Here is a 25699-nt window from a genome sequence, read left to right on the forward strand (position 1 = left end):
TACAGTGCGCGATTATTTTATTTTATGGAAAAAGCAATGGCGCATTGCCCGGCATGTGACAGTTCCAACGTTCAACGCCTCTCCATGGTGCATGCCTCCGGCATTTCAGGCACATCGACCCATATGTCCGGCAGGATCGATGGGGATTTCATCCATGGCCATGCGCATACGCGCAGCCAGACCTTGCTGTCACGCCAGGCCGCAGGGCCGACGATGCAGACCCACCAGAAGGCAGGGCTGATCGTGTTGGGCGTGATCATTTTTATCATTGCCGCCGTCGTCTTTTACCAGGCCGGCGCGAATGGCCTGTTCTGGATCTTCGTGGCAGGGGGCGTCGCCTCCATCGCCTTGTCGCAAACGACCTTCGTCGCCAATTGGGACAAGGAGGCCGCCGCCTTGCAGGACAAGTATGCGCGTACCTTCATGTGCCATGCCTGCGGCCACCGCTTCATTCCTGTACTCAAGCAACCGTGAAAATTCGCCTGATGGCCGGCCTGGGCGCGCATGCGCTGGGCTGCCTGCTGTTTATCGCATTGAGCTGGCTGGGTTTTTACCTGTACACGCAGCTGTTTGGCAGCCTGGGCTCGCGCGGCGTGGCCGGCGGCCTGGCCCTGCTGCTGGTGTTTTACGTGTATGCGGGCACGAATCTGCTGCTGGCGCTGCTGCCGCCCGGCTGGTGGAAGCCTGCGCTGTGCGGTCTGCTGGGCGCGGCCGTGCTCGCGTACCTGCTGCCCCAGCATCCGCTGCGGGCCATCTACTTCAGCGTGTTGTCGGGCGGCGTGAGCTGGCTGGCCGTGCTGGCCAGCGCGCGTTTAAGCGGATACCTGCGCGGCTGACAGGCCCGCGAGAAAGGCGGTGACGGCGACGGCCGCCGCTTCCGGCGCCGCCTGCAGCAGCATGTGCGGCGCGGCGATGTCGGCCAGTTGCGCGTCGGGTGCCAGGCCCAGTATCTGCACGGCGTTCGCGGGCGGCACCAGGCGGTCGTGGCGGGCGCGCAGATACAGCACGGGCAGGCTGCCGCGCGCGAAGCTGCGCGAGGCGTCGGTTTCCAGCACGGCGCGCAGGCGCTGGCGCAGCACGCTGGGCGGCACTTGCGCCAGCGCCGCTGCCAGTTCATCCTGCAACTGCGGCGTGGAGCAGGGCGCCAGCAGCGCCTGGCGCAGGGCGAAGCCGGGCATGGCGCCAAAGGGCACAAGGCCGAGCAGGTGGCGCAGCGGCGCCAGCATCGGGCGCGGATTGCGCACAAACGAACAGCACAGGACCAGGGCGCGCATGCCGGGCGGCGGCTCGGCGCGCAGGGCGGCGCCCAGCGGGCCCGAAAACGATTCGGCCAGCACGACGAAGGGGCGGTCCCGCGGCAAGCGCTCGCGCACGAATGCTTCCAGCGCCGCGTAATCGAGTGGCGCGGCCGGATAGGCGATGGCTTGGGTGTCGATGGCGGCCTGTGCGCGCAAGGCGGCTTCAAAACGGTGGAATAGCCGTGCCGTGCCATCCATGCCGGGCAGGAGGACAAGCAGGGGCGAGGCGTGGGTTGGTATCGTCATTGCGGCCATCATAACAGCCGCGCCGGCACACGCGCCGTCCGCCAGCCGCACCGCATGGGGACTGGCGCCATGCTAGAATCGCCGGCGCGCCATGCGTGGCCGGAATCGCGGTCAAATCACCGACAGACAGAATCATGCATATCATTTTTTCGAATTACCGCACCCTGGGCGGCGCCTTGCTGGCAGCGGCTTGCGTCCTTTCCCAGCCTGCCGGCGCCACGGCGGCACCCTCGGCGCCGGCCGGGAAAAGCCTGTCTTCCCTGTTGACAGGCGGTCCCTTGCCGCGCCTGAGCGAAGACCCGCAAGTGCGCGCCGCCCTGTTCGATTTCTTCGGTTACGCGCGCGGCAGCTACACGGAAGACGATGAACTGCTGCTGGCGCAGGCGCTTGAAGCGATCAGCGAAAAGCGCGACGCCACGCGCAGCGTGCTGGCCGATGGCCGCCAGTTGCTGGCCTCGATGAATGACCGCAAGCAGGGCCGCGAACGCGGCGCCATGCTGCTCGACAAGCGCGGCGCCATCATTGCCTTTGGCCTGGTCAACGGGCATTGCCGCCTGGAGGGGCAGCCGCTGGCGAAAGTCTGCAATCCCGATCCGAATGCGGTGCTGACGGTGTTCCACCGCAAGGGCATGCTGGTCGGGGATGCGGCGCCCTTGCTGGCCTGGGCCCGGCAATTGCCGCCCATGCTGGCGCTGATCGCGGGCGACAAGGAAGCGGGCGCCGACGGGCAGAAGATCGCCAGCGTCGAATATGTGCTGGCGCAGCCGGCCCTGCCGGGCTGGAACCGCGCCCAGCTGCCGCCCGCGTATCCGCCGGCGCTGCTGCCACTGCTGCTCGATAAATCCACGGTGCTGACGTCGGCCGGCGCCGGCGTGTTTGCCTATCCGCTCACGCTGAAGGGCAAGAAACAGACCAATGTGCTGGACCATGCCGAAGGCCGCCCGCCGCGCGACCTGGAAGTGGCGCTGCGCAGCTATGCCAGCTTTGACACGGTGGTCGAGCGCTACCGCCAGCTGGCCAAGGGCGCCAGGCTGCAGCGCAATGAGCGCACGGCCTACCTCGATGGCGACATGGGGCAGGGCAGCTACCGCGTCTACATCCGCAACACGGGCGCCGATGGCGTGATGATCGACGTGGCGCTGTGGCAGCGCAAGCTGGTAGCCAGCCGCCAGGTCCGCTAGGTCAATACTGCGAGCGCGCTGTCGTAGCCCAGTTGCGCCAGCTGCGCGGCGATGGCGTCGTCGCGTGTTTTCCTGCCCGTGCGCAGGCGCACGTGCGTCAGCGACGCGGGCATATCCTGCAGCAGTGCGTCGACGTCGAGCATGGTCTCGGATGCCGACAGCTGACGCAGTGCGGGCAGGGCGGCGAGGCCGGGTAGGCTGTCGAGTGTCTTGCAGGTGTGCAGGTCCAGGCGTTCGAGCACGGGATTGGCCCCCAGCGCGATCTGCCGCAGCTTGATCTGGTCTTCCACCCATAGCGCCTGCAGCAGCGGGAAACGGCCGATATCGCCCAGCGTTTCCAGGCCGCGCACGCGTATCACTTCCAGTTTCTTCAACAGCGGCGCCTCGATGTGCGCGAGCGATTCGCGGCCGCCCAATTGCAGCAGCAGCCGGTCCAGACGGCCCATCGCCGAGATGAAATCCAGCGGTACCTTGTTCTTGATGCGATACAGCGACAGCTCATGCAGCGCCGGCAGGCTGGCCAGAGTGTCGATGTGCTGATGGTGGCCCTCGATGACCAGGCTGGCCAGGTGCGCGTAGTGGCGCAGGGGTGCCAGGTCGATATTGTTCCTGGCCGATTCGCCCAGGTTCAGGTATTCGAGGCCGCGCAAATTGTCCAGCTGCAGGATGTCGCCCTCCGCCAGCTGGTAGACGCCCAGGCTCAGGCGCTTGAGATGCCGCAGCTCGCCCAGCACTTCCAGATGGATGGCTTGCCAGTGGCAATCGATGGACAGGCTGGCCACATGCGGCAGCGCGCGCAGGATGCGGGCATCGAACACCCTCGGGTCATAGCCGTAGATGCGGATGGTCAGCGCCGTGCCGCAGGTGGCGGCCAGGGCGTCGAGGTCGGCCAGCAGCGGCCCCGGCTCGGCCAGGGTATTGAACTGCACCAGCACCTGCTGGCCGCTGGCGATGGCGGCGCGGATCGCCTCCGCGTCGATGCGCTCGGGGTTCTGGATGCACTGCGGCTGTCTTGTTTGCGTCATTGTCATAGTCCTATCGGATAGTCCACCTTCCTGGGGGGCGGGCAGCCTTCCGGCCCGGGGAACGTCTGCTTGCCCGTGTCGTCGTAGCGCTTGCCGCACTCCACGAGCACGCGCTTGCGGAAGGTGTAGATGCTGGCCACCTTGCCATTCGGGTGGTAGCAGATATTGTCGCCATCGCGGTCGGCCGAAGCGTAGCTGATCATGGTCTCGCCGTTGACCGTGCGCGTGCTGTGGCCGCTGCGCGGCTCCGTGCATTTGAGCTGGCCGCTTTCGTAATAGGCGTTGACGACGGAGGTGTCGGCGGCGCGGTCGACCAGCAGCTCGTCCTTGCGTTTGCCGTTCGGGTAGTTCGAATAGCCTTCCTGGCGCTGGCCGTACTGGAATGCATAGTAATACTGCGGCTTGCCGTCCGGGTAGTACATGTGGTGGTACTCGCATACGTCGTCGCGCGTGCTGCCGTACTCCTTGAAGGTGCAGCGGTGGATGTCGTTGAGCAGCTGGCCGTCCTCATAATACTCGCGCAGGTGCGTGAGCAGGCGGCCCTGGTCGATGACAGCCAGGCGTTCCGGCTTGCCGTTCGGGTAGTAGCGCGCATCCAGGCCCTGCTTCTTGCCGTTGTCCCATAGGGTATCGAGGCGCAGGATCTTGCCGCTGTCGTCGAACGCCTGCTCGCGCCCATCGAGCTGGCCGTTGCGGTAGGTAGCCGTGTAGACCACGTATTCCTTGCCGGCCGGGCCCAGATAGCGGGTGCGGCTGCCATCGAGCACGCCCGCCTGGTAATGGTCGCGCACGCGCAGCGCGCCTTGCGCATCCTTGTCGAGGGCCTCGCCCTGTTTTTTGCCTTGCACGAAAGTGACGCTTTGCGTGACCTTGTCCTTGAGCTTGAGCTTCCACGGCCCGTCGCGCAAGCCGTCGATAAAGCTGCCGTCGCCGTCTTCCGTGATCCACGCGCCATGGCGCGTGCCGTTTACGTAGTTGCCGCGCGTTTGCAGCTTGCCGCCCATGCTGCGTTCGTGCGGGCCGTTCAGCTGGCCGCCCGCATAGGTGTCGAAGCCCGTCACTTCCTCTGCATCGGCATAGTTGACGACGGTCCAGCGGCCTTCGCGCTTGCCGGCCCGGTACATGCCACTCTCGCTCTGCCTGGGATAATTGAAGTACCACATGCCTTCCTGCAGGCCGTTGACGTAATGGCCTTTTTCGCTGCCTTCGTGCATGCCTTCGCGTACCCACAGTCCCTGGCGCTTGCCTTTCACGTATTCGCCCCGCTCGACCACCGAGCCGTCGTCCCAGGCCAGGCTGTAGATGACGGACGGGCCATCTGCGCTGCCCGTGAATTGCTTCGGCGCCGTTTCCCACGTCACTTGCCACAGGCGGTAGTTGGGCAGGATGCCCGCGCCCGCATCGCTGTACAGGGTGTAGCTGGCGGTGAGAAAACGCTCGCCTTTCTTCTGGAAGGTTTTCTTGTAGGTGATGGCGTCCTTGCCGGCACCGGCCACGGGTTTGCCGTCATCGCTGTAGTAGCCGACGATGGTGCCTTGCGTATGGTCGATGGCGTCGAAGTCCGCATTGCCGCTCTTGCCGCGCGGGACGCTGTAGTCCATCGGCGCCAGCTTGGCCAGCGCGGCCTTGACCTGGCCCGCGTTGGGAGCACCGCTTTGCGCCACGATGCGGTTCAAGGCTGGCTGCAAGCCATCGAGGCGCCGGTATTTGCCGGAGCTGCGGTGATAGCGGTAGGCGCGCAAGCCGTTCTTGTCGCCCTGGCGCAGCAGCACCAGCATGGTTTGCACGCTGTCGTCCGTCTCCTGGTCCAGTGACGCGTAGAAGACGGAGCGGATGACGGCGTTGCCGAACTGGTCGAGCAAAATGGGTTTCGCGCTACCGCTCTTGCACTCGCAGTAATAGCCGTTGACGCCTTCTTTTTCCTTGAGGAAGGCGATATCGAGGCCGCTGTCCTGCGAGGCGCTGATGGCCGGATGGGCGAGGCTCTTGCCTTCATAAAAGGGCGCGCCGTGGGCGAGGGCGGAGCAAAGCAGCAAGGGCAGAAGCAGACGTTTCATCGTGGGGCTGGCGCCGGGGCGCCGCAATGGAAAGGCCACGATTCTGCCTGCGTTCTTACTTGTGGGCAAATACGCCCCTATCGTGCGCGCCCCGGTTCAAGGCTGGTGCGCGGCGCAAAAATCCAGCAGCAGCTGTTCGCCGTCCGGCCAGGCGCCGTAGCCGGCGTCGCCGTTGATATGGCCGGCGTCGCCGATCATGGTGAAATCGCTGCCCCAGGCGGCGGCAAACGCGCGTGCCCGCGCGAAGCTGACGTAGGGATCATCGCCGCTGGCCACCACCAGGCTGGGAAACGGCAAGGCTTGCAGCGGCATCGGCGCAAAGCCCGTCGTGCCGGACGGGTAGGAGGGCGCTTCCACATCGCTGGGAGCGACGAGGAAGGCGCCGGCGATCTTGTGCGGCGAGCCGCTGGCCGCCCAGTGGGCCACCAGCGTGCAAGCCAGGCTGTGTGCGGCCAGCACGGGCGGGCGCTCGCAGGCGGCGATGGCGCGATCGAGTTCCGCCACCCATTCGTCCTTGTCCGGCGTCTGCCATTCCCGGTGCGGCACGCGCGACCATTGCGGGTGGCGCGCTTCCCAATGGGTTTGCCAGTGCAGCGGCCCGGAATTCCACAGGCCGGCCAGGGTCAGGACGAGAGGCGACATCGATGCTCCTTAAAGTTCGGTACGCAAGGCGAATAACTCCGGGAACAATACCACGTCGAGCATCTTGCGCAAATAGCTCACGCCCGCCGTGCCGCCCGTGCCCGTCTTGAAGCCGATGATGCGCTCGACCGTCGTTACATGGCGGAAGCGCCAGAAGCGGAAGGCCGTTTCCAGGTCGACCAGCTTTTCGGCCAGTTCGTACAGGGCCCAGTGTTTCGACGGGTCGCGGTAGACTTCCAGCCACGCCGCCTTTACCGACGCGTCGGAGGTTGTCGGCAGGGTCCAGTCGGCGTTCAGCCGCTCGGCGGAGATGGGCAAGCCGCTGCGCGCCAGCAGCTTGATCGACTCATCGTAGACGGATGGCGCGCGCAGGGCGGCGTCGAGCACTTTGTAGTTTTCCGGTGCCGTCGTATGCACGTTGAGCAGGGCGGCGTTCTTGTTCCCCAGGATGAATTCGATTTCGCGGTACTGGAAGGACTGGAAGCCGGACGAGGCGCCCAGATAGGGGCGGATGGCCGTGTATTCGGGCGGCGTCATGGTGGCCAGTACGTCCCAGGCATGCACCAGCTGGTCCATGATGCGCGCCACGCGGGCCAGCATTTTGAAGGCCGGCGCCAGGTCGCCGCTTTGCAGGTTGGCGCGCACGGCGTGCATTTCGTGCAGCATCAGCTTCATCCACAATTCGCTCGTCTGGTGCTGCACGATGAACAGCATTTCATTGTGGTTCGGCGACAGCGGATGCTGGGCCGTGAGGATGCGGTCCAGCGCCAGGTAGTTGCCGTAGCTCATAGATTCGCTGAAATCCATCTGTGCGCCATGCCACTGCGCATCTTGGCCGCCGGCATGCATGGGGCAGCCGCTGGTGTTTTCCTTGTTCATATTCTTGTCGTCGCTCATGGGATGGCTCAGGTGACCGCATCGCGCTTGGCGGCGATGTCGTAGGCTAGTGTGTCGAGGATGTCGCGCAGGATTTCCACGGCATCCCACACGTCGGCAAAGCTCGTGTACAGGGGCGTGAAGCCAAAGCGCATGATGGCCGGTTCGCGGTAGTCGCCGATCACGCCGCGCGCGATCAGCGCCTGCATCACGGCATAGCCGTGCGGGTGCGTGAAGCTGACCTGGCTGCCGCGCCGCGCATGCTCGCGCGGGGTGACAAGGCCCAGCGGATGGCTGGCGCAGCGCTGTTCCACCAGCGCGATGAACAGGTCCGTCAGGGCCAGCGACTTGCGGCGGATGGCTTCCATGCTCGTTTGCGCAAAGATATCGAGGCCGCATTCGACCAGGGCCAGCGAGAGTATCGGCTGCGTGCCGCACAGGGCGCGGGCGATGCCGTCGGCGGGCGCGAAGCCCGGCTCCATGGCGAACGGCGTGGCGTGGCCCCACCAGCCGGACAAGGGCTGGCGGAAGCGCGCCTGGTGTCTTTCCGGCACCCAGATGAAGGCGGGCGAGCCGGGACCGCCATTCAGGTATTTATAGGTGCAGCCGACGGCCAGGTCGGCGCCGGCGCCGTTCAGGTCCAGCGGCACCGCGCCGGCCGAATGGGCCAGGTCCCACAGCGCCAGCGCGCCCTGCGCATGGCAATGGCTGCTGGTGGCGGCCATGTCGTGCTGGTAGCCGGTGCGGTAGTTCACGTGCGTGAGCATGGCGACGGCGCAATCGGCATCGATGGCTTGCGCCAGTTCGTCGGGGCTGTCGACCAGGCGCAGCTGGTAGCCGCGGTCGAGCCAGGCGGCCAGGCCTTGCGCCATGTACAGGTCGGTGGGGAAGTTGCTGCGTTCGCTGACGATGATTCTGCGCGCGGCATGGGCCGGATCGCCGGCTTGCATCTGCAGGGCGGCGGCCAGGGCCTTGAACAGGTTGACGGAGGTGGTGTCGGTGATCACCACTTCGCCCGTACCGGCGCCCAGCAGCGGAGCCAGGCGGTCGCCCAGGCGCTTGGGCAGGTCGAACCAGCCGGCCGTATTCCAGCTGCGGATCAGGTCCGTGCCCCATTCGGCCGTGATGACGTGCTGGGCGCGGGCCAGCGCCGCCTTCGGCCGCGCACCCAGGGAATTGCCGTCGAGGTAAATCACGCCCTGCGGCAAATCGAATTGCTGGCGCAGGGGCGCGAGGGGATCATCGAGATCGCGCGCGCTGCAGTCTTGTCGAGAAATCATGGTGGCTTTCATATTGATACTTATCTGGATGGCATGATATTGCTTGAGGCTTAAAGTATCACGCGGAAGTGGCAGTGTAGCAAATCCTCGCCGCGAAGCGCGGTTTCGGGCATGGAAAGACGGCGAAAAATGCCCGCTTGTGGGGCGTCAACGAAAGAAATCACGATTTTTAAAAATATTTTCAAAAACCCCTAAAGTTCTGCGATTCGCTGCCGACAACAGATACATGAACGCCGGTAATCGGTCAGGGCAGCGCTGGAAATATTTTAAATATTTTTAAAAAAGCCCTAAAGTTCCTGCCAAGGCGGCCGTTATCTCAGTAGACAGGCTTGATTCTTATCAAGTTGTTGTAAAAAAGTGATATTTTTTTACAGGCCAAAAGTCGGGCAAATCCGGCACAGGGCCAACCTCCCACATCCGCGCCGTTACTGGCGTGCGACCATGATCGAGTAGTGTTTGTCAGACAAACACCTACGATCCCATCCGCTATTCCCCGACCAAAAATACAGCGCTACGCCTCTGTTGCGTTTAATGTTGCTCCTGCAGAATGTATCTCACTGGCAACACACAACGCCAGCTGAATTCAACGGATTGAGGAGATGGAAATGACTGCTAACGACATGATGGCTGAGATTCGCGACGCTAACCTGAGCTACCTGATGCTGGCCCAGCAAATGATTCGTGCGGACAAAGTAACGGCCATCTTCCGTTTGGGCATTGCCGCCGAAATCGCCGAACTGATCGAAGGCATGAGCAATGCCCAGATACTGAAGCTGGCTGGCGGCAACATGATGCTGGCCCGTTTCCGCTTCGACGACAGCGCCATCCTGGGCATGTTGACGAACTACAATAAAGACCGTTCGCTGGCACAATCGCATGCTGCCATCCTGATGGCCGGCCAGGGCGTCGAAGAAATCGCCTAAGGTTCCCATCAAAACGTCCATGGCGGTGTTGCATTGCCTCGCCGTACATTCGTACTGTCGTCGGCAACGCGCCTTGCCCTGAACATTTTTCTGGCAACCTTGTTAGGCAGTATCAGTCAGTATCAGTCAGTAGTGGAGTACACAGCATGGCCAAAAAAAGTGTCGTATCGGAAGCGCAGGAAATCCAGCTGGCCATCGAATTGATACAGCTGGGCGCCCGTTTGCAACTGCTGGAGACGGAAGTCTCGCTGTCGCGCGAACGCCTGCTGAATCTGTACAAGGAATTGAAGGGCGTCTCGCCGCCCAAGGGCATGCTGCCATTTTCCACCGACTGGTTCATTACCTGGCAACCGAATATCCATTCCTCGCTGTTCATCAATATCCATAAATTCCTCGTCGACCACGCCGGCGCCACGGGCATCGAAGCCGTGATGAAGGCCTATAAGCTGTATCTGGAACAAATGCCGCCCGAAGCGGGTGAAGAGCCGCTGCTGTCGCTGACGCGGGCCTGGACCCTGGTGCGCTTTTTCAGCAGCAAGATGCTGGACATGGCGCCCTGCGGCAAGTGCGGCGGCAAGTTTGTGGTCAACTGCCTCGACCTGAACGCCGATTATGTATGCGGCCTGTGCCACATGCCTTCGCGTGCCGGCAAGACCAAGAAGGCGCGCGATGAAGCGGCCGCTGCCGTGCCGGGCGTGGTTGCCTGAGCCGTACATATATATAAGACAGAGAGCAAGCCGGAGCCGGTCGCCTGACCGCACTCCGGCTTTTTCATGCTGCTTTCGCTTACACTGGCGTTTTCCTCCTTTGGCTATTCCATGCTGCAACAGATCCTGCGCGCGCCCGCGCTCAAGGCCATCCTGATCCAGGTGCTGGCCTTTCCCTTGATGTTGCTATTGGTATATGGTTTGGCGCGCGCGGGCGTGGCCATGTCGCTGCCGGCCGTGGCGCTGGTGCAGGGCGTGCTGGCGGCTGTCATCACGTGGCGCGCGGGACTGGCGCGCTGGTGGTGCGCCATCGGCCTGCTGTTTGCGCCCGCCTTGCTGGCGGCCAGCTGGCTCGATTTGCCCCCGGCCGTGTTCCTGGTCGCCTTTGTTTTCCTGCTGAGTTTGTACTGGTCCACGTTCCGCACGCAGGTGCCGTTTTACCCGTCGGGGCCGAAGGTATGGCAGGCGGTGGCGGAGCTGATCGCGGACCGTCCCGGCGTGCGGCTGATCGATATCGGCAGCGGTCTGGGCGGCCTGGTGCTCGACCTGGCGCGGCGCCGCCCCGACGGGCAGTTTTCCGGCATCGAGCTGGCGCCGCTGCCGTGGCTGGCAAGCCGCTTGCGCGCATGGCTGGCGGGCAGCCGCGCGCGCTTCCTGCGCGGCGACTACGAAGCGCTCGATTTCGGCCGCTACGACGCCGTGTTTGCCTACCTGTCGCCGGCGGCGATGGCGGCCCTGTGGAGCAAGGCGGAAAGGGAAATGTTGCCCGGTAGCATGCTTCTTAGTTACGAATTCCAGATTGCGGCACGCGAGCCCGATAAGACCATCGCCGCCACAGAGGGTGGCCCTTTACTTTACATATGGTGCTTTTAAGCAATTGTCTGCGTTATTTGCTTGCCCGTGGGGCAATCTCACGTTATTGTAGTTCCACACGGCATTTTCTCGGAATTGCATTGAAAAGCAGCGCATTTCAATTAACTTCCGGTTGCTTTTTTTGCCGCTGTCTCCGCCGGCGGCGCAGCCGCCAGAAGACAGGAACAGGTTTGAACATGCCGGGCACACAGCCCCGGCCATTATTGGGAGTCAGGGCACTTGTTAGTCATAATCGGATACATCATCGTCTGCGCCTCGGTCTTTGGCGGCTTCGCAATGGCCGGCGGCCATCTGGCGGCGCTGTTCCAGCCGCTGGAGTTGCTGATGATCGGCGGCGCCGCCCTGGGCGCCTTCCTTGTTGGTAACAATAACAAGGCCATCAAGGCAACGATCGCCGCCTTGCCCAGCCTGTTCAAGGGTTCGCGCTATACCAAAGAGCTGTACATGGAACTGATGTCGCTGCTGTTCGAAGTGCTCAGCAAGGTGCGCAAGGAAGGCTTGATGTCGATCGAAGGCGATATCGACAAGCCCGAAGAAAGCCCGCTGTTTTCCAAGTATCCGGCCGTGCTGGCCGACCACCACATCATCGAATTCATGACCGATTACCTGCGCCTGATGGTATCGGGCAATATGGATGCGTTCCAGATCGAAAATCTGATGGACAACGAAATCGAGACGCACCATCACGAAGGTGCCGTGCCGGCCCACGTGATCGCCAAGGTGGGTGATGGCTTGCCCGCTTTCGGTATCGTCGCCGCCGTGATGGGCGTGGTGCACACGATGGAATCGGTGGGCATCCCGCCAGCCGAGCTGGGCATGCTGATCGCGCACGCGCTGGTCGGCACCTTCCTCGGCATCTTGCTGGCCTATGGCTTCGTCGGCCCGCTGGCCAGCCTGCTGGAGCAGAAGCTGGAAGAGTCGAGCAAGATGTTCCAGTGCGTGAAAGTGACCCTGCTGGCCAGCCTGAACGGCTATGCGCCGGCGCTGGCCGTGGAGTTCGGCCGCAAGGTGCTGTTCTCGACCGAGCGCCCGACGTTCAATGAGCTGGAAGACCACATCAAGAAATCGAAAACGAAGTAAGCAGTGAATATACGCCTGGACACCATGAGTCATTTGCAGCACACGGAAGGGGGACGCCATGGCCGATGAAGGCATGCGCCCGATTATCGTCAAGCGTATCAAGAAGACGGCTGGCGGACACCATGGCGGGGCGTGGAAAATCGCCTACGCCGACTTTGTCACGGCCATGATGGCCTTCTTCCTGCTGATGTGGCTGCTGGGCTCCACATCGAAGGGCGACTTGAACGGCATTTCCGAATTCTTCAAGACGCCCTTGAAAGTGGCGATGGCGGGCGGTTCCGGCAGCGGCGAAAGCAATTCCGTTATCCAGGGCGGCGGCCAGGACCTGTCGCGCCAGGATGGACAAGTGCGCAAGGCGCAGGAAGAGCAGCAGCGCAAATCGTTCGACCTCAATTCCGCCAAGGCCGCGCTCGAACGCGAGGAGGGCAAGCGCCTGCAGGCGCTCAAGGCGCGCATCGAAGCGACCATCGACGCCAATCCCCTGCTGAAAAAATACAAGAACCAGCTGCTGCTCGATATCACCAGCGAGGGCTTGCGCATCCAGATCGTCGACGAGCAGAACCGTCCGATGTTTGCGCTCGCCAATGCGAATCTGCAACCGTACACCAAGGAAATCCTGCACGCCATCGGCTTCGTGCTCAATGAAGTGCCGAACCGCATCGGCCTGTCCGGCCATACGGATTCGACGCCCTACATGAGCGATGCCGGCTACAGCAACTGGGAATTGTCGGCCGACCGCGCGAATGCGTCGCGGCGCGAATTGGTGATTGGCGGCATGAAGGAAGAGAAAGTATTGCGCGTGGTGGGACTGGGCTCGGCCGCCCACCTGGACAAGCTCGACCCCTTCAATCCGATCAACCGGCGCATCAGCATCATCGTCATGAACAAACGCACGGAAGAAAATGTCCTGCGCGATGGCTCGGCGATCGAGCTGCCGGTGACCGATGCCGCTTCCGCCGCTGTCGCTTCCGGGCTGGCGGCCGGTGCGCCCCCCGCGGCGGCACCAGCCCCCAGCCCGGTAGCGGCGAAAAAATAACACGCAAGGCTATCGACGCGTGGTGTATTGAAACAATGAGACCTTTATGACAAGAAAGAAAATACTTGGCTCGCATGTAAAGCGCCTGCTGTCTGGCGTGTCGGACCATGGCCGCAAGCACTTGACGGAGGTGGAAACCGACCTGGTGCAGACCGGCATCTTGCTGGAAGAGGCGATCGAGAAGCTGTCCTTCAATTTCATGGCGATACACGCAGCCGTTGCTGCGCAGCAAGACACCATCGCCCTGTTGCTCGACGGCGGTATTCCAGCCGAGCAGCAGCGGGAAAAATTGCTGGCATTGCAGGATGAGGTGGGGGGCTATGTGAATGCCGCCATCACCAGCCTGCAGTTCCAGGACATGACCAGCCAGCTGATCGAGCGCACCTTGAAGCGCGTGACGGGCTTGCGGGAGTTCCTCGGAACCCTGGGCGAGCATGGCGCGGAGATGTTGCCGGAGAGCGACAATGAAGAAATTGTCGCCCTGCTGGGGCGGGTCAGCATGGCGCTGGCGATTCAAAGCCTGGAGTTGCGCAGCGTGCTGCGCAAGGCTGTCAGTCAACAGCATTTGGAAAGTGGCGACATCGAGCTGTTCTAGCATGCCAGTGCGGAACGCTTGTGGTTGCATGGATTGATTAATCAAATACTCGGGCAGGATGCCCGGAATAAGTGGGAGCAAAGATGGCCAAAACGATACTTGCAGTGGACGATTCCAGCTCATTGCGCCAGATGGTGGCGTTCAGCCTGAAAGCCGCCGGTTACCAGGTGGTGGAGGCCGTCGACGGCCAGGATGGACTGGAAAAAGCCAAGCTGCAAACCGTGGACCTGGTATTGACGGACCAGAACATGCCGCGCATGGATGGCCTGGAGCTGATCAAGCTGCTGCGCGAACTGCCGACCTACCAGAAGGTACCCATCTTGATGCTGACGACGGAGTCGTCGGACGAGATGAAGTCGAAGGGACGTGCCGCCGGCGCCAATGGCTGGCTGGTCAAGCCCTTCGATCCGCAACGCCTGATCGAAGTGGTCAAGAAGGTGATCGGCTGATGCCAGCCGCGCAGCACAACGATGCAATTGACGGAGTCACCCTATGACCATCGATATTAGCCAGTTTTTTCAGGTCTTTTTCGATGAGGCCGAAGAACTGCTGGCTGAAAAAGAACGGCTGCTGCTGGCCGTTGATATTGCGGCGCCCGACGCCGAAGACCTGAATGCCATTTTCCGCACCGCCCATTCGATCAAGGGCGGCGCATCGACGTTCGGCCTCTCCGACATGAGCGAGGTCACGCACATCCTCGAGTCGCTGCTCGACCGTATCCGCCAGGGCCAGATGGCCCTGACGGCGGAACACGTCGACGCCTTTTTGGCGGCCAAGGATATCCTCAAGATGCAGCTCGACGGCCATCGCCTGGGCAGCGCCGTCGACCAGGATGCCGTGGCCAATGTGCGCATGATGCTGCAGTCGTTTTCGCAGGATGTGCCCGTGGCCGCCCTCACGCCTGTCGCGCCAGCCTTCCATACGGCGGAAAAGGCCGCCGTCAGCCATGCCGGCGGCCATCGCATCCGCCTGGAACTGCCGGCCATGGAGCCGCGCGAAGTCGATGCGCTGGCGGCCGAACTGGGCTTGCTGGGCGACGTTGCCGTGTCGACCTTGCCCGACGCGCGCAAGGTGCTGGAAGTGACGACGCATGAAAGCCTGGACGATATCCTGGCCATCTGCTCGTTCGTGCTCAACCCGGACGACATGGTGATCACGCAGGCGCCGCCACTGGCGCCAGGCGAAGCCGATGCGGTCCGCGCGGCGCAGGAAAAAGCCCAGGGCTACGGCTTCTTCGACCCGCTGCCAGGCGCGCCTGGTGCGCAGGGTCAAGCCGATCCTGGCTATGGCTTCTTCCAGCCGCTCGAGGATATCCGCGCCGCCGCCGGCGTGCAGAGCGACGCCGAACAGGGCTATGGTTTTTTCCAGCCCCTGGAGCAGATTCGCGCCGACGCGGCCAAGGCGGGCAACGCCAGCGCTGCCGCCGCGCCGGTCGTGGCCAGCGCCGTGGCCGAAGCGGAGCAGGAAAAGAAACCGGCCAAGAAAGAGGGCGACAAGGCCGGCGCCGAATCGTCGTCGATCCGCGTCTCGATCGAGAAGGTCGACCAGCTGATCAACCTGGTGGGCGAACTGGTGATCACGCAGGCGATGATCGAGCAGCGCGCCAGCGCGCTCGACCCGATGCTGCATGAAAAGCTGCTCGACAGCGTCAGCCACCTGACGCGCAATACGCGCGACTTGCAGGAAGCGGTGATGTCGATCCGCATGATGCCGATGGATTTCGTCTTTTCGCGCTTCCCGCGCATGGTGCGCGACCTGGCCACGAAACTGGGCAAGAAGGTCGATTTCATCACGAACGGCGCCGCCACGGAACTGGACAAGGGCCTCATCGAGCGCATCGTCGACCCGCTCACGCACCTGGTGCGCAACAGCATCGACCATGGCGTGGAAATGCCGGCCGCCCGCGTGGCCGCCGGCAAGACCGAGGCGGGCCGTTTGTTCCTCTCGGCCAGCCACCAGGGCGGCAACATCATCATCGAAGTGTCCGATGACGGCGCGGGATTGAACCGCGAGCGCATCCTGGCCAAGGCCGCGCAGCAGGGCCTGGACGTGTCCGAGACGATGAGCGACGCCGACGTGTGGCAGCTGATCTTCGCGCCCGGCTTTTCCACCGCCGAAGCGGTCACCGACGTGTCGGGCCGCGGCGTGGGCATGGATGTCGTCAAGCGCAATATCAGCGCCATGGGCGGCGTCGTCGACATCCGTTCGGCGAAGGGCTTCGGCACGACGATTTCCATCTCGCTGCCGCTGACCCTGGCCATCCTGGACGGCATGTCGATCCGCGTCGGTGACGAAGTGTATATTTTGCCGCTGGGCTTTGTCATCGAATCATTGCAGCCGGCCGTTGAGGATATCAAGGACATCAGCGGTAAAGGCCAGGTGGTGAAGGTGCGCGGCGAATACCTGCCTTTGATTCCGCTGTACCAGATGTTCGACATCGCGCCGCGCTTTACCAGTCCCTCGGAAGGCATCTGCGTGATCCTCGAGACGGAAGGGCGCAAGGCGGCCCTGTTCGTCGACGACCTGGTGGGGCAGCAGCAAGTCGTGGTGAAAAACCTCGAATCGAATTACCGCAAGGTGGTGGGCATTTCCGGCGCCACCATCCTGGGCGATGGCGGCGTGTCGCTGATTCTCGATGTCGCCGCCCTGATCCGTTCCTCTCGCCAGCTGGCCGACGAGTCCATTTTTTCGTAATACCGATAGATAAAGATAGGAAAACGCACCATGTCAGATACTCAACAAACATCCGGAAGCAATGCGGGCGACGGCAAGGACATCGCCGGCCGTGAATTCCTGGCCTTTACGCTGGGCTCCGAAGAGTACGGCATCGATATCCTGAAGGTTCAGGAAATCCGCGGTTACGAAGCGGTCACCCGCATCGCCAACGCGCCAGAATTCATCAAGGGCGTGATCAACCTGCGCGGCATCATCATCCCCGTGGTCGACATGCGCATCAAGTTCAACCTGGGCACGCCCGTGTACGACCAGTTCACGGTCGTGATCATCCTGAACATCGGCGGCCGCATCGTCGGCATGGTGGTCGACAGCGTTTCCGACGTCACCACCCTGACGCCGGAGCAGGTGAAACCGGCGCCGGAAATGGGTACCGCCTTCTCGACCGACTACATGATCGGCCTGGGCACCATCGACGAGCGCATGCTGATCCTGGTCGACATCGACAAGCTGATGTCGAGCAGCGAGATGGGCCTGATCGACAAGCTGGCGGCGTAAACGGCCGCATGGCAGCAAGGCGGCGCCCGGTGCGCCGCCGTTTTGGCACGCAAAGAATCACTACAGATATGCATGTACCGGCGCGAGCAGAGGCGCGCCGGCAGGCTGCAAGGTCCGTCAGAGACCAGGCCACAACACGGCGCCGTCCGGTTGAACGGGCGCCGTTCACATAAATATTGGAGACTGTAATGAGTTTGCGCGATTTCAAGATAGGCACCCGGCTGGGGATAGGTTTTGGCAGCATCCTCGCCATCCTGGTGGTAGTGATCGTTTCGGCGAATGCACTGAATTACCGTAACAAGGCCCAGTTGCTCACGGGCCTGGAGCTGGCAAGCGAAAAGAATACGCAGGCATCGCTGATGAAAAGCGCGATGCTGGAAACCGGTATAGCGATGCGCAATATCGGCCTGCAGGGCGATGTGGGGCTGATGCAGGCGGAAGAGGGCAAGGTGCGCGAGCAGCGCAAGCTGTACGACGGCGCGCGCGGCAAGCTGTCCAGCCTGGGCCTGTCCGAGGGCGAGAAGGCGCTGCTGGCCAATATCGCCAAGGTCGACGGCGATGTCGATGCGGCCTTCAAGGAAGCGATGGGACAGGTGCTGGCGTTTAACAGCGAGGGCGCGGCGAAGGTGATTGCCACCCGCATCGACCCCTTGAACAAGACGACGCTGGCCGATATCAACAAGCTGCTCGACCTGCAGCACGTGGCGCAGCAAAGCTTCATGGACGACTCGCTGGCGGCCGATGCGCGCCTGATGACGGTATTGTTCATCCTGGGCGGCGCGGCGGTGGCGATCGGCGCCTGGTGCGCCATCTTCATCACGCGCTCGATCACGGTGCCGCTGTCTGGCGCACTGGCCGTGGCGCAGAAGGTCGCTGCCGGGGAGCTGACGTCGCGCGTGGTGGTCGAAGGCAAAGATGAAACGAGCGCGCTGCAGCAGGCGCTCAAGGACATGAACGAAAGCCTGGTGCAGACGGTCAGCGATGTGCGCAATGGGACGGACACCATCACCGTGGCGTCGCGCGAGATCGCCAGCGGCAATGCGGACCTGTCGGCGCGCACGGAAACGCAGGCCAGTTCGCTCGAAGAGACGGCATCGTCGATGGAAGAGCTGACGTCGACCGTGAAGCAGAACGCGGACAACGCGCGCCAGGCCAACCAGCTGGCCGTGTCGGCGTCGTCGGTGGCGGAGCAGGGTGGCAAGGTGGTGGCGCAAGTGGTCGATACCATGGGTTCCATCAAGGACAGTTCGCGCAAGATCGTCGACATTATCGGCGTCATCGACGGCATCGCGTTCCAGACGAATATCCTGGCATTGAATGCGGCCGTCGAAGCGGCGCGCGCAGGCGAGCAGGGACGCGGTTTTGCGGTGGTGGCGTCGGAAGTGCGCAATCTGGCGCAACGCTCGGCTGGCGCGGCGAAAGAGATCAAGGGCCTGATCGGCGACTCGGTCGACAAGGTCGATGCCGGCAGCCGCCTGGTGGACGAGGCGGGGCAGACCATGGGCCTGATCGTCACGTCGATCCGGCAGGTAGCCGACATCATGGGCGAGATCACGGCGGCAACGCAGGAACAGAGCCATGGCATCGAAGAGGTCAACCAGGCCATCGCGCAGATGGACCAGATGACGCAGCAAAACGCGGCGCTGGTCGAGGAAGCGGCGGCGGCGGCTGAAAGCATGCAGGACCAGGCGCAGAAACTGGCCGACGCCGTCAGCATCTTCAAGCTCGATGGCGAGAGCGCGGCGCAGGCAGCCATGCCCGTACCCGCGCCAGTAGTCAAGGCGGCGGCACGGCCGGCGCCGAGCGTGGCGGCAACGACACGGCGGTTGGCAACGACGGCGCAAGCCGGCACGCCACCGCCCGCGAAAAAGCTGGCGGCGGCCGGCGGCGACGATTGGGAAGAGTTCTGACGCCAACCCGGTCCCGCTAGTTATACTTGCAAAGGCATTGGTCAGAGTAGTCATAGAGAGGTAAAAACAAAATGCCGCAAACTAAAACGGATTCGGTCAAGGAATTTGATTTCACTGGCAAGGACTTCGAACGGGTCCGCGCCATGATTTACAAGCGGGCCGGCATCGCGCTGGCCGACAGCAAGCAGGAGATGGTCTACAGCCGCCTGGCGCGGCGCCTGCGCGCGACCGGCATTTCCTCGTTCGTCCGTTACCTGGACGACCTGGAAGCTGGCCGCATGGGTGACGAGTGGGAAGCGTTCACGAATGCGCTGACGACCAACCTGACGTCGTTCTTCCGCGAGGCGCATCACTTCCCGCTGCTGGCCGAGCATGTGAAAAAACTGAGCGGGCCGATCACCATCTGGTGTTCGGCCAGTTCCACCGGCGAGGAGCCGTATTCGATCGCCATGACGGTGTGCGAGGCGTTCAATACGCTCACGCCGCCGGTCACCATCATCGCCACGGACATCGACACGAACGTGCTGGCCACGGCCGCCAATGGCGTCTACAACCTGGACCGGCTCGACAAGATGCCGGCCGACCGTGCGCGGCGCTTTTTCTTGCGCGGCAAGGGCGATCGCGAGGGACAGGTGCGGGTGCGCCCGGAACTGCGCCAGATGATCACTTTCAAGCCGCTCAACCTGCTGGCCGACAGCTGGCCATTGACAGGCCAGTTCGACGTCATCTTTTGCCGCAACGTGATGATTTATTTTGACAAGGCGACGCAGCGCAAGATCCTGTCGCGCTTTGTGCCATTGATGAAGCCGGATGCCCTGCTGTTCGCGGGCCATTCGGAGAATTTCCTGTACGTGTCGGATTCATTGAAGCTGCGCGGTAAAACAGTCTATGAGCTCGATCAGCCTCGGGGCGCCGCGCCCAAGGCATCGTCGCATCGTACATGAGAGTGAAATATGAGCCTGGAATCCAAAGAGCAATTTGCCACTAACGTCTATTACGACAGGACGTTCAATTGTGACGCCGCCAAGATCTTGCCTGGTGAGTATTACTTTACCAACAAGGACATGCTGATCGTCACCGTGCTCGGCTCCTGCGTCTCGGCCTGCATCCGCGACCGCGTCACGGGCCTGGGCGGCATGAACCACTTCATGCTGCCCGATGGCGGCAGCGATCCGAATAGCCCGATTTCCGCGTCGATGCGCTATGGCACCTACGCCATGGAAATCCTGATCAACGATTTGCTGAAGGCCGGCGCGCGGCGCGAGAACATGGAAGCGAAAGTGTTCGGCGGCGGCGCCGTGCTGCGCGGCTTCACGGCGATCAATGTGGGCGAGCGCAATGCGGCCTTCGTCATCAATTACCTGAAGGCGGAAAAGATGCGCGTGGTGGCGGAAGACCTGAACGACATCCACCCGCGCAAGGTGTATTTTTTCCCCCGCAGCGGCAAGGTGCTGGTGAAAAAGCTGATGCAGACGCATAACGATACGCTGGTACGCCGCGAACTCGATTACGCCAGCCGTTTGAAAGTTGCGCCGGTGGGCGGCGAGGTCGAACTGTTCTGATAACACCAGAGCAAACCTGCTGCGCGTCGTGCTTTGCGGCCTGCGATGGTTTTGTCCGGTGTACTAATTTAATAAAGAAGAAGGGCCGCAAGGCCTGGAAGGATAACTATGAAGATCAAAGTATTGATCGTGGATGATTCGGCGCTGATCCGCAGCGTGATGACGGAAATCGTGAACAGCCAGCCCGACATGGAAGTGGTGGGCGCCGCGCCCGATCCGCTGGTGGCACGCGAGATGATCAAGCAGACCAACCCCGACGTGCTGACCCTCGACGTCGAGATGCCGAAGATGGATGGCCTCGATTTCCTGGAAAAGCTGATGCGCTTGCGTCCGATGCCGGTATTGATGGTGTCGTCGCTGACCGAACGGGGTTCGGAAATCACCATGCGCGCGCTGGAACTGGGCGCCGTCGATTTCGTCACCAAGCCGAAGATCTCCATCCAGAGCGGCATGCGCGAGTACACGGACATGATCGCCGACAAGATCCGTGCCGCCTCGAAGGCGCGCATCCGCGCGCGCACCCTGCCGTCGGCCAGCGACAAGGTGGCTGCACCGCTGCCTGCGCTGCGCAGCCCATTGACGTCGAGCGAAAAGCTGATCATCGTGGGCGCGTCCACAGGCGGCACGGAAGCGATCCGCGAATTTCTCATGCAGATGCCTTCCGATTGCCCCGGCATCCTGATCACGCAGCACATGCCGGAAGGCTTTACGCGCTCGTTTGCGCGCCGCCTCGATTCGCTGTGCAAGATCTCGGTGCAGGAAGCGGCAGGCGGCGAACGGGTACTGCCGGGCCACGCCTATATCGCGCCCGGCCATTCGCACCTGACCCTGACGCGCAGCGGCGCCAATTACATGACCAAGATCGACCAGGGCGAGCCGGTGAACCGCCACCGCCCGTCGGTTGATGTGCTGTTCCGTTCGGCCGCGCAATCGGCCGGTAAAAATGCCGTTGGCGTGATCCTCACCGGCATGGGCAAGGATGGCGCGCAAGGCATGTTGGAGATGAAGGCCGCAGGAGCGTATAATTTTGCGCAGGATGAAGCCAGTTGCGTGGTGTTCGGCATGCCGCGCGAGGCGATCGCTGTCGGTGCTACGCATGAGGTCGGCGCTTTGACGGCGCTGCCTGGCATGGTGCTGGGACACCTGGCTGCGCATGGCATGCGTGCTTTGCGCGTGTAAGCCACGTTTTATATGATCTGAGGCAAGTTTGTTCGCCTAAAAGCAACGAAAATGCTATCCTACAACTTGCTGCCGTAGTGTCGACCATAATGTCGGCATTCATGTCGATATTATTAACAAACCGCTACAGAAACAACGGAGTTATTCATGGCTGATCCAAAGATGAAATTTTTAGTCGTTGACGATTTTTCGACGATGCGCCGCATTGTCCGGAATCTGTTGAAGGAACTGGGTTATGCCAACGTCGATGAGGCGGAAGACGGCGTGATGGGCCTGGCCAAGCTGCGCGCGGAATCGTACGATTTCGTCGTTTCGGACTGGAACATGCCAAACATGGATGGCCTGACGATGCTGCAGCATATCCGCGCCGATCCGGCACTGGCCAAGCTGCCCGTGCTGATGGTGACCGCAGAAGCCAAAAAAGAAAACATCATCGCCGCCGCGCAAGCTGGCGCCAGCGGTTATGTCGTCAAGCCGTTCACGGCCGCGACCCTCGATGAAAAGCTGAACAAGATTTTCGAGAAGCTGGAAAAAGCCGGCGCTTAATCCAGATTTGACCGTTATCAAAAAAAACGCTGCCAGTGCAAATTGGCAGCGTTTTTTTTGTCCGCAAAAAACTCAGACCAGGCCACCATTCGCGCGTAACGTTTGGCCATTCACCCAGCGGCCATCCGGTCCTGCCAGGAAAGCCACGGCGGCGGCGATATCGTCCGGCGTGCCCAGGCGTTCCAGGGGCGCCATCTTGCCCATGCGCTGTATCGTGTCTTCCGTCTTGCCGTTCAAGAACAGGGCAGTGGCCGTGGGGCCGGGGGCGACGGCATTGACGGTGATGTTCTTGCCGCGCAATTCCTTGGCAAAGATATTCGTCATCGTCTCGATGGCCGCCTTGGTGGCTCCGTAGACGGCATAGCCGGGCAGGGCCAGGCCAATCACGCTGGTGGAGAAGTTGACCACGCTGCCACCGTGGCGCAAGCGCGTCGCCGCCTGGCGCATGGTGTTGAAGCTGCCCTTGACGTTGATGGCGAACAGGCTGTCGAAGGTGGCGTCGTCCGTGTCGGCCAGGGCCGGCAGCATGGGCGGCATGATGCCGGCGTTGTTGACCAGTACGTCGATGCCGCCAAAGGCGGCTTCTGCCGCATCGAACAGCGCTTGCACCTCGCCCGCATCAGCCACGTTGGCCTGGACGGCGATGGCGGCGCCGCCACCGGCCACGATGGCCGCCACCAGTTCATCCGCCGCATCCTTGCCGCTGGCGTAATTGACGACGACCTGCATGCCGTCGCGCGCCAGGCGGCGGGCGATGGCCGCGCCGATGCCGCGCGAGGCACCTGTGACGATGGCGACCCTGGCGGGGGTGGATGTGGTGTTCATGGCTGCTCTCCTGTCGTGGTGGGAAGCCCGCATGCTGTCGCTGCGAGCCAGTGCAGCCATTGTGATCTTTATTGATTCATGGATAAAGATAGTGATGATAGTTTCAGTGTGCAAATTTCATTAACAATTGTTCTCGGCCAGGTTGATATGGACAGGCAAGATCCCGCCGAGCATAAGTCATTGCGCAAAGGAATGAAATATTTCCTAAGGTTAACTTTACACGTCAAATAATTTGGCCCATGATCGCTGCAGTATTCCACCTCTGTCCCCGACCCCGACAAGAAGGAGCGCACGATGCGCCGAACACCCGTATTATTTTTTGCACTGAGCACGGCCCTGTTGGCGGCCTGTGGCGTGAGCCTTGAACAAACCGCCGTTGCGCCTGTCGCGTCTGTCGAAATGCAGGAACCGGCCGCGCCGTTGCCTGTTGAAGCTGATGGCCGGCATGCATATCTGCACCGCGTGGGCGGCCATGATTATGTCAGCCTGAGCCAGAATGGCCCGGAGGGCGGCTTGCCGATACTCACGGGCACGCAGCGCCATGCGCGCGCCATCCGCCTGCTGGCGGCCGATCCGGCCCAGGTCCGGGCCATCCTGCGCAGCCTGAGGCTGCCTGCGCACCAGCGCAAGCTGTGGGCGGGAGAGGAAATCGTGCTCGATGCGGCCAGCTACGACATGTTGCAAGCGGCGCGCGGCAGCAACAAGCCGCTGTTTGCGGAACTCAAGCTGGTGGGGATGGAGAAGTAAGAAAAAGCAACGGGGCCGAATGGCCCCGTCCAAGTGACGCTTGGAGATGGCGCTTAAATTTCCAGGTTGTCGATGAGTCTGGTCTGGCCCAGCTTGGCGGCAGCCAGCACCACCAGTGGTTCGCCGGCGGCCAGTTCGGCGGCGTTTGGCGCCTGCAGGTTGGCGCGCTTGCGCACGGCGATGTAGTCCGATTTCCAGCCGCGGCCGTCCAGCAACTGCATGGCCGCCTGTTCCAGATCAGCCACGGCCAGGTTGCCCTTGCGCACTTCCTCGGCGACGAAATTAAGGCCCTTGAACAGTTCCGGCGCTTCCGCCCGTTCACTTTCCGACAAGTACATATTGCGCGATGATAAGGCCAGGCCATCGTCTGCGCGGTAGGTTTCGGCGGCGATGATTTCCGTCGGCAGCGCGAACTGGCGCGCCATGTTGCGGATGATCATCAGTTGCTGGTAATCCTTCTTGCCGAACACGGCCACGCGCGGACCCACGCACGAGAACAGCTTGGTGACGACCGTGCACACGCCTTCGAAGAAGCCGGGGCGGAATTCGCCTTCCAGGGTATTGCCCAGGTCATCGGGCGGACGCACGCGGTATTCCTGCGGTTCCGGGTACAGTTCCTTTTCCGTGGGCGCGAACAGCACGTACACGCCTTCCTTTTCCAGCTTGGCGATGTCGGCCGCCATGGTGCGCGGATATTTCTCGAAGTCTTCGTTCGGGCCGAATTGCAGGCGGTTCACGAAGATCGAGGCGACGACGGGGTCGCCATGCTTGCGCGCCAGACGCATCAATGACAGATGGCCTTCGTGCAGGTTGCCCATGGTGGGGACGAACGCCGTGCGCAGCTGTCCGCTGAGCTGGTCGCGCAATTCTTCGATGTCGGAAATAATTTTCATGGATTGCTTTCGCTAAAACCCCGTTGTACGGTGGTCAGTGACAAAGGGAAGGATATCAGGCGGGCGAATACGCCAGCCGGACGTAGATGGGGGCAAACGGTTCTGCCTGCGTGATTTCGATCAGGGTTTCCTTGGCCAGTTCCAGCAGGGCCACGAAGTTGACCACCACCACGGGCACGCCGCCGGCAATGTCGAACAGTTCGCTGAATTCGACGAAGCGCGACGACTGCAAGTGGCGCAGGATGCTCGACATGTGCTCGCGCACGGACAGTTCCTGGCGGCTGATGCGGTGATGCTGGGTCAGCTTGGCGCGTTTCAGCACGTCGAGCCACGCCTGCTGCAAGTCCACCGGTTCCACGTCGGGCCAGGTGGGCGTCAGGCTTTGCTCGATGAAAATCTGCGTGCGGACGAAATCGCGCTCGAACTGCGGGATGGCATTCAGGTCGTAGGCGGCCAGCTTGATCTGCTCGTACTCGAGCAGGCGGCGCACCAGTTCGGCACGGGGGTCGCCGCCATCTTCCTCGACGTCGCTCTTGCGCGAAGGCAAGAGCATGCGCGACTTGATCTCGATCAGCATGGCGGCCATCAGCAAATATTCGGCGGCCAGTTCCAGGTTGCGCACGCGGATCTGGTCGACATATTTCAGATATTGCAGGGTTACCTGCGCCATCGGAATATCGAGAATGTTGAAGTTTTGCTTGCGGATCAGGTAGAGCAGCAAGTCGAGCGGGCCTTCGAAGGCTTCGAGGAAGATTTCCAGCGCGTCCGGCGGAATGTACAAATCCGTCGGCATGCGCATCATCGGCTCGCCATACAGGCGGGCGATGCCCAGCGGGTCGGCGGCGGGTGCCGCGTCCGTTACCTTTGTTGCAGGGTCGCCGCTGCCGTCGCCTTCAGCGACAGGTTGGGGCGACTCGATGACTGCGCCGGCGCCGGGAGCATCGACTTCCGGCGTGACTGCAGACTCTTCAGGCAACATCGTGCCGG

Annotated in this window: 27 protein-coding genes; 18 read left to right on the plus strand and 9 right to left on the minus strand. The window is 62.3% G+C overall.

The genetic code is table 11. The features are described 5' to 3' along the window. Positions 1-123 precede the first annotated feature (123 nt). Entirely contained in the window at positions 124-474 is a 351-nt protein-coding gene (locus IGS58_RS22300; RefSeq protein ID WP_230522722.1) for a hypothetical protein, read from the plus strand. Continuing rightward, positions 471-836, plus strand: coding sequence for a hypothetical protein (locus IGS58_RS22305; protein WP_230522723.1), 366 nt, complete (start codon positions 471-473; stop codon positions 834-836). The genes IGS58_RS22300 and IGS58_RS22305 overlap by 4 nt, the downstream gene beginning before the upstream one ends. On the opposite strand, the gene IGS58_RS22310 is transcribed toward IGS58_RS22305, so the two are convergent. Beyond that, positions 813-1544 carry an alpha/beta fold hydrolase gene (locus IGS58_RS22310; RefSeq protein ID WP_230522724.1) on the minus strand — a complete coding sequence of 244 codons (732 nt, stop codon included), beginning with the start codon at positions 1542-1544 and terminating at the stop codon, positions 813-815. The genes IGS58_RS22305 and IGS58_RS22310 overlap by 24 nt on opposite strands. A 134-nt stretch (positions 1545-1678) precedes the next feature. On the opposite strand from IGS58_RS22310, the gene IGS58_RS22315 reads away from it, so the two are divergent. Next, positions 1679-2725, plus strand: a complete 1047-nt coding sequence (locus tag IGS58_RS22315) for a hypothetical protein (protein ID WP_230522725.1) — start codon at positions 1679-1681, stop codon at positions 2723-2725. On the opposite strand, the gene IGS58_RS22320 is transcribed toward IGS58_RS22315, so the two are convergent. From IGS58_RS22320 to kynU, 5 genes are all read right to left on the minus strand, one after another. Next, positions 2722-3750 (minus strand): hypothetical protein, encoded by a 1029-nt coding sequence (locus tag IGS58_RS22320; RefSeq protein ID WP_230522726.1) that lies wholly within the window; start codon positions 3748-3750, stop codon positions 2722-2724. The genes IGS58_RS22315 and IGS58_RS22320 overlap by 4 nt on opposite strands. Before the next feature lie 2 nt (positions 3751-3752). Then, a complete protein-coding gene (locus tag IGS58_RS22325) occupies positions 3753-5807 on the minus strand; it encodes a toxin-antitoxin system YwqK family antitoxin (protein WP_230522727.1) in 2055 nt (684 codons plus the stop codon). Positions 5808-5903: 96 nt separating this feature from the next. Next, the gene (locus tag IGS58_RS22330) at positions 5904-6449 is read right to left on the minus strand and encodes an RBBP9/YdeN family alpha/beta hydrolase (protein WP_230522728.1); all 546 of its coding nucleotides are present in this window, start codon (positions 6447-6449) and stop codon (positions 5904-5906) included. A gap of 9 nt (positions 6450-6458) precedes the next feature. Beyond that, positions 6459-7346: a tryptophan 2,3-dioxygenase gene (gene kynA / locus IGS58_RS22335; RefSeq protein ID WP_070278816.1), complete on the minus strand. Its 888-nt coding sequence runs from the start codon at positions 7344-7346 to the stop codon at positions 6459-6461. Positions 7347-7354: 8 nt separating this feature from the next. After that, positions 7355-8605 (minus strand): kynureninase, encoded by a 1251-nt coding sequence (gene kynU, locus IGS58_RS22340; protein WP_230522729.1) that lies wholly within the window; start codon positions 8603-8605, stop codon positions 7355-7357. 605 nt (positions 8606-9210) lie between these two features. Here kynU and flhD point away from each other — a divergent pair. The 14 genes from flhD (at position 9211) to cheY (ending at position 22247) form a co-directional block, all read left to right on the plus strand. Beyond that, entirely contained in the window at positions 9211-9528 is a 318-nt protein-coding gene (gene flhD, locus IGS58_RS22345) for a flagellar transcriptional regulator FlhD (RefSeq protein WP_034758381.1), read from the plus strand. Between the two features lie 146 nt (positions 9529-9674). After that, positions 9675-10235, plus strand: coding sequence for a flagellar transcriptional regulator FlhC (gene flhC / locus IGS58_RS22350; RefSeq protein WP_034778011.1), 561 nt, complete (start codon positions 9675-9677; stop codon positions 10233-10235). A 66-nt stretch (positions 10236-10301) separates the two neighbouring features. Then, entirely contained in the window at positions 10302-11108 is an 807-nt protein-coding gene (locus IGS58_RS22355) for an SAM-dependent methyltransferase (protein WP_230522730.1), read from the plus strand. A 219-nt stretch (positions 11109-11327) separates the two neighbouring features. Next, a complete protein-coding gene (gene motA / locus IGS58_RS22360; RefSeq protein ID WP_034778015.1) occupies positions 11328-12188 on the plus strand; it encodes a flagellar motor stator protein MotA in 861 nt (286 codons plus the stop codon). Positions 12189-12246: 58 nt separating this feature from the next. After that, on the plus strand, positions 12247-13224 hold the full coding sequence (gene motB, locus IGS58_RS22365) for a flagellar motor protein MotB (RefSeq protein ID WP_034778017.1): 978 nt from the start codon (positions 12247-12249) through the stop codon (positions 13222-13224). A gap of 46 nt (positions 13225-13270) precedes the next feature. Then, positions 13271-13819, plus strand: coding sequence for a hypothetical protein (locus IGS58_RS22370; protein WP_034758366.1), 549 nt, complete (start codon positions 13271-13273; stop codon positions 13817-13819). 83 nt (positions 13820-13902) lie between these two features. Then, complete coding sequence (locus IGS58_RS22375; RefSeq protein WP_034758362.1) at positions 13903-14268, plus strand: response regulator; 366 nt, start codon at positions 13903-13905, stop codon at positions 14266-14268. 43 nt (positions 14269-14311) lie between these two features. After that, positions 14312-16513 carry a chemotaxis protein CheA gene (gene cheA / locus IGS58_RS22380; RefSeq protein WP_070257756.1) on the plus strand — a complete coding sequence of 734 codons (2202 nt, stop codon included), beginning with the start codon at positions 14312-14314 and terminating at the stop codon, positions 16511-16513. 30 nt (positions 16514-16543) lie between these two features. Further along, a complete protein-coding gene (locus IGS58_RS22385; protein WP_034758356.1) occupies positions 16544-17050 on the plus strand; it encodes a chemotaxis protein CheW in 507 nt (168 codons plus the stop codon). A 188-nt stretch (positions 17051-17238) separates the two neighbouring features. Next, positions 17239-18960 (plus strand): methyl-accepting chemotaxis protein, encoded by a 1722-nt coding sequence (locus tag IGS58_RS22390; RefSeq protein ID WP_070278817.1) that lies wholly within the window; start codon positions 17239-17241, stop codon positions 18958-18960. Between the two features lie 71 nt (positions 18961-19031). Beyond that, positions 19032-19904, plus strand: coding sequence for a CheR family methyltransferase (locus IGS58_RS22395; RefSeq protein WP_034778025.1), 873 nt, complete (start codon positions 19032-19034; stop codon positions 19902-19904). Between the two features lie 9 nt (positions 19905-19913). Continuing rightward, positions 19914-20522 (plus strand): chemoreceptor glutamine deamidase CheD, encoded by a 609-nt coding sequence (gene cheD, locus IGS58_RS22400; protein WP_034758343.1) that lies wholly within the window; start codon positions 19914-19916, stop codon positions 20520-20522. A gap of 108 nt (positions 20523-20630) precedes the next feature. Next, positions 20631-21701, plus strand: coding sequence for a protein-glutamate methylesterase/protein-glutamine glutaminase (locus IGS58_RS22405; protein ID WP_034778028.1), 1071 nt, complete (start codon positions 20631-20633; stop codon positions 21699-21701). Between the two features lie 147 nt (positions 21702-21848). Beyond that, entirely contained in the window at positions 21849-22247 is a 399-nt protein-coding gene (gene cheY, locus IGS58_RS22410) for a chemotaxis response regulator CheY (RefSeq protein WP_010396677.1), read from the plus strand. Between the two features lie 72 nt (positions 22248-22319). Here cheY and IGS58_RS22415 read toward each other — a convergent pair whose 3' ends face one another. Continuing rightward, positions 22320-23072: an SDR family oxidoreductase gene (locus tag IGS58_RS22415; RefSeq protein ID WP_230522731.1), complete on the minus strand. Its 753-nt coding sequence runs from the start codon at positions 23070-23072 to the stop codon at positions 22320-22322. Between the two features lie 354 nt (positions 23073-23426). Here IGS58_RS22415 and IGS58_RS22420 point away from each other — a divergent pair, with 354 nt between their 5' ends. Then, positions 23427-23819 carry a hypothetical protein gene (locus IGS58_RS22420; RefSeq protein ID WP_176382710.1) on the plus strand — a complete coding sequence of 131 codons (393 nt, stop codon included), beginning with the start codon at positions 23427-23429 and terminating at the stop codon, positions 23817-23819. Positions 23820-23872: 53 nt separating this feature from the next. Here the strand turns inward: IGS58_RS22420 and panC are convergent, their stop codons facing one another. Both panC and IGS58_RS22430 read right to left on the minus strand, forming a co-directional pair. Continuing rightward, positions 23873-24712, minus strand: a complete 840-nt coding sequence (gene panC, locus IGS58_RS22425) for a pantoate--beta-alanine ligase (RefSeq protein ID WP_230522732.1) — start codon at positions 24710-24712, stop codon at positions 23873-23875. A 55-nt stretch (positions 24713-24767) separates the two neighbouring features. Beyond that, on the minus strand, positions 24768-25691 hold the full coding sequence (locus IGS58_RS22430) for a segregation and condensation protein A (RefSeq protein WP_070257752.1): 924 nt from the start codon (positions 25689-25691) through the stop codon (positions 24768-24770). Between the last annotated feature and the right edge of the window lie 8 nt (positions 25692-25699).

Source organism: Janthinobacterium sp. EB271-G4-7A (assembly GCF_020858075.1).
Classification (GTDB): domain Bacteria; phylum Pseudomonadota; class Gammaproteobacteria; order Burkholderiales; family Burkholderiaceae_D; genus Janthinobacterium; species Janthinobacterium lividum.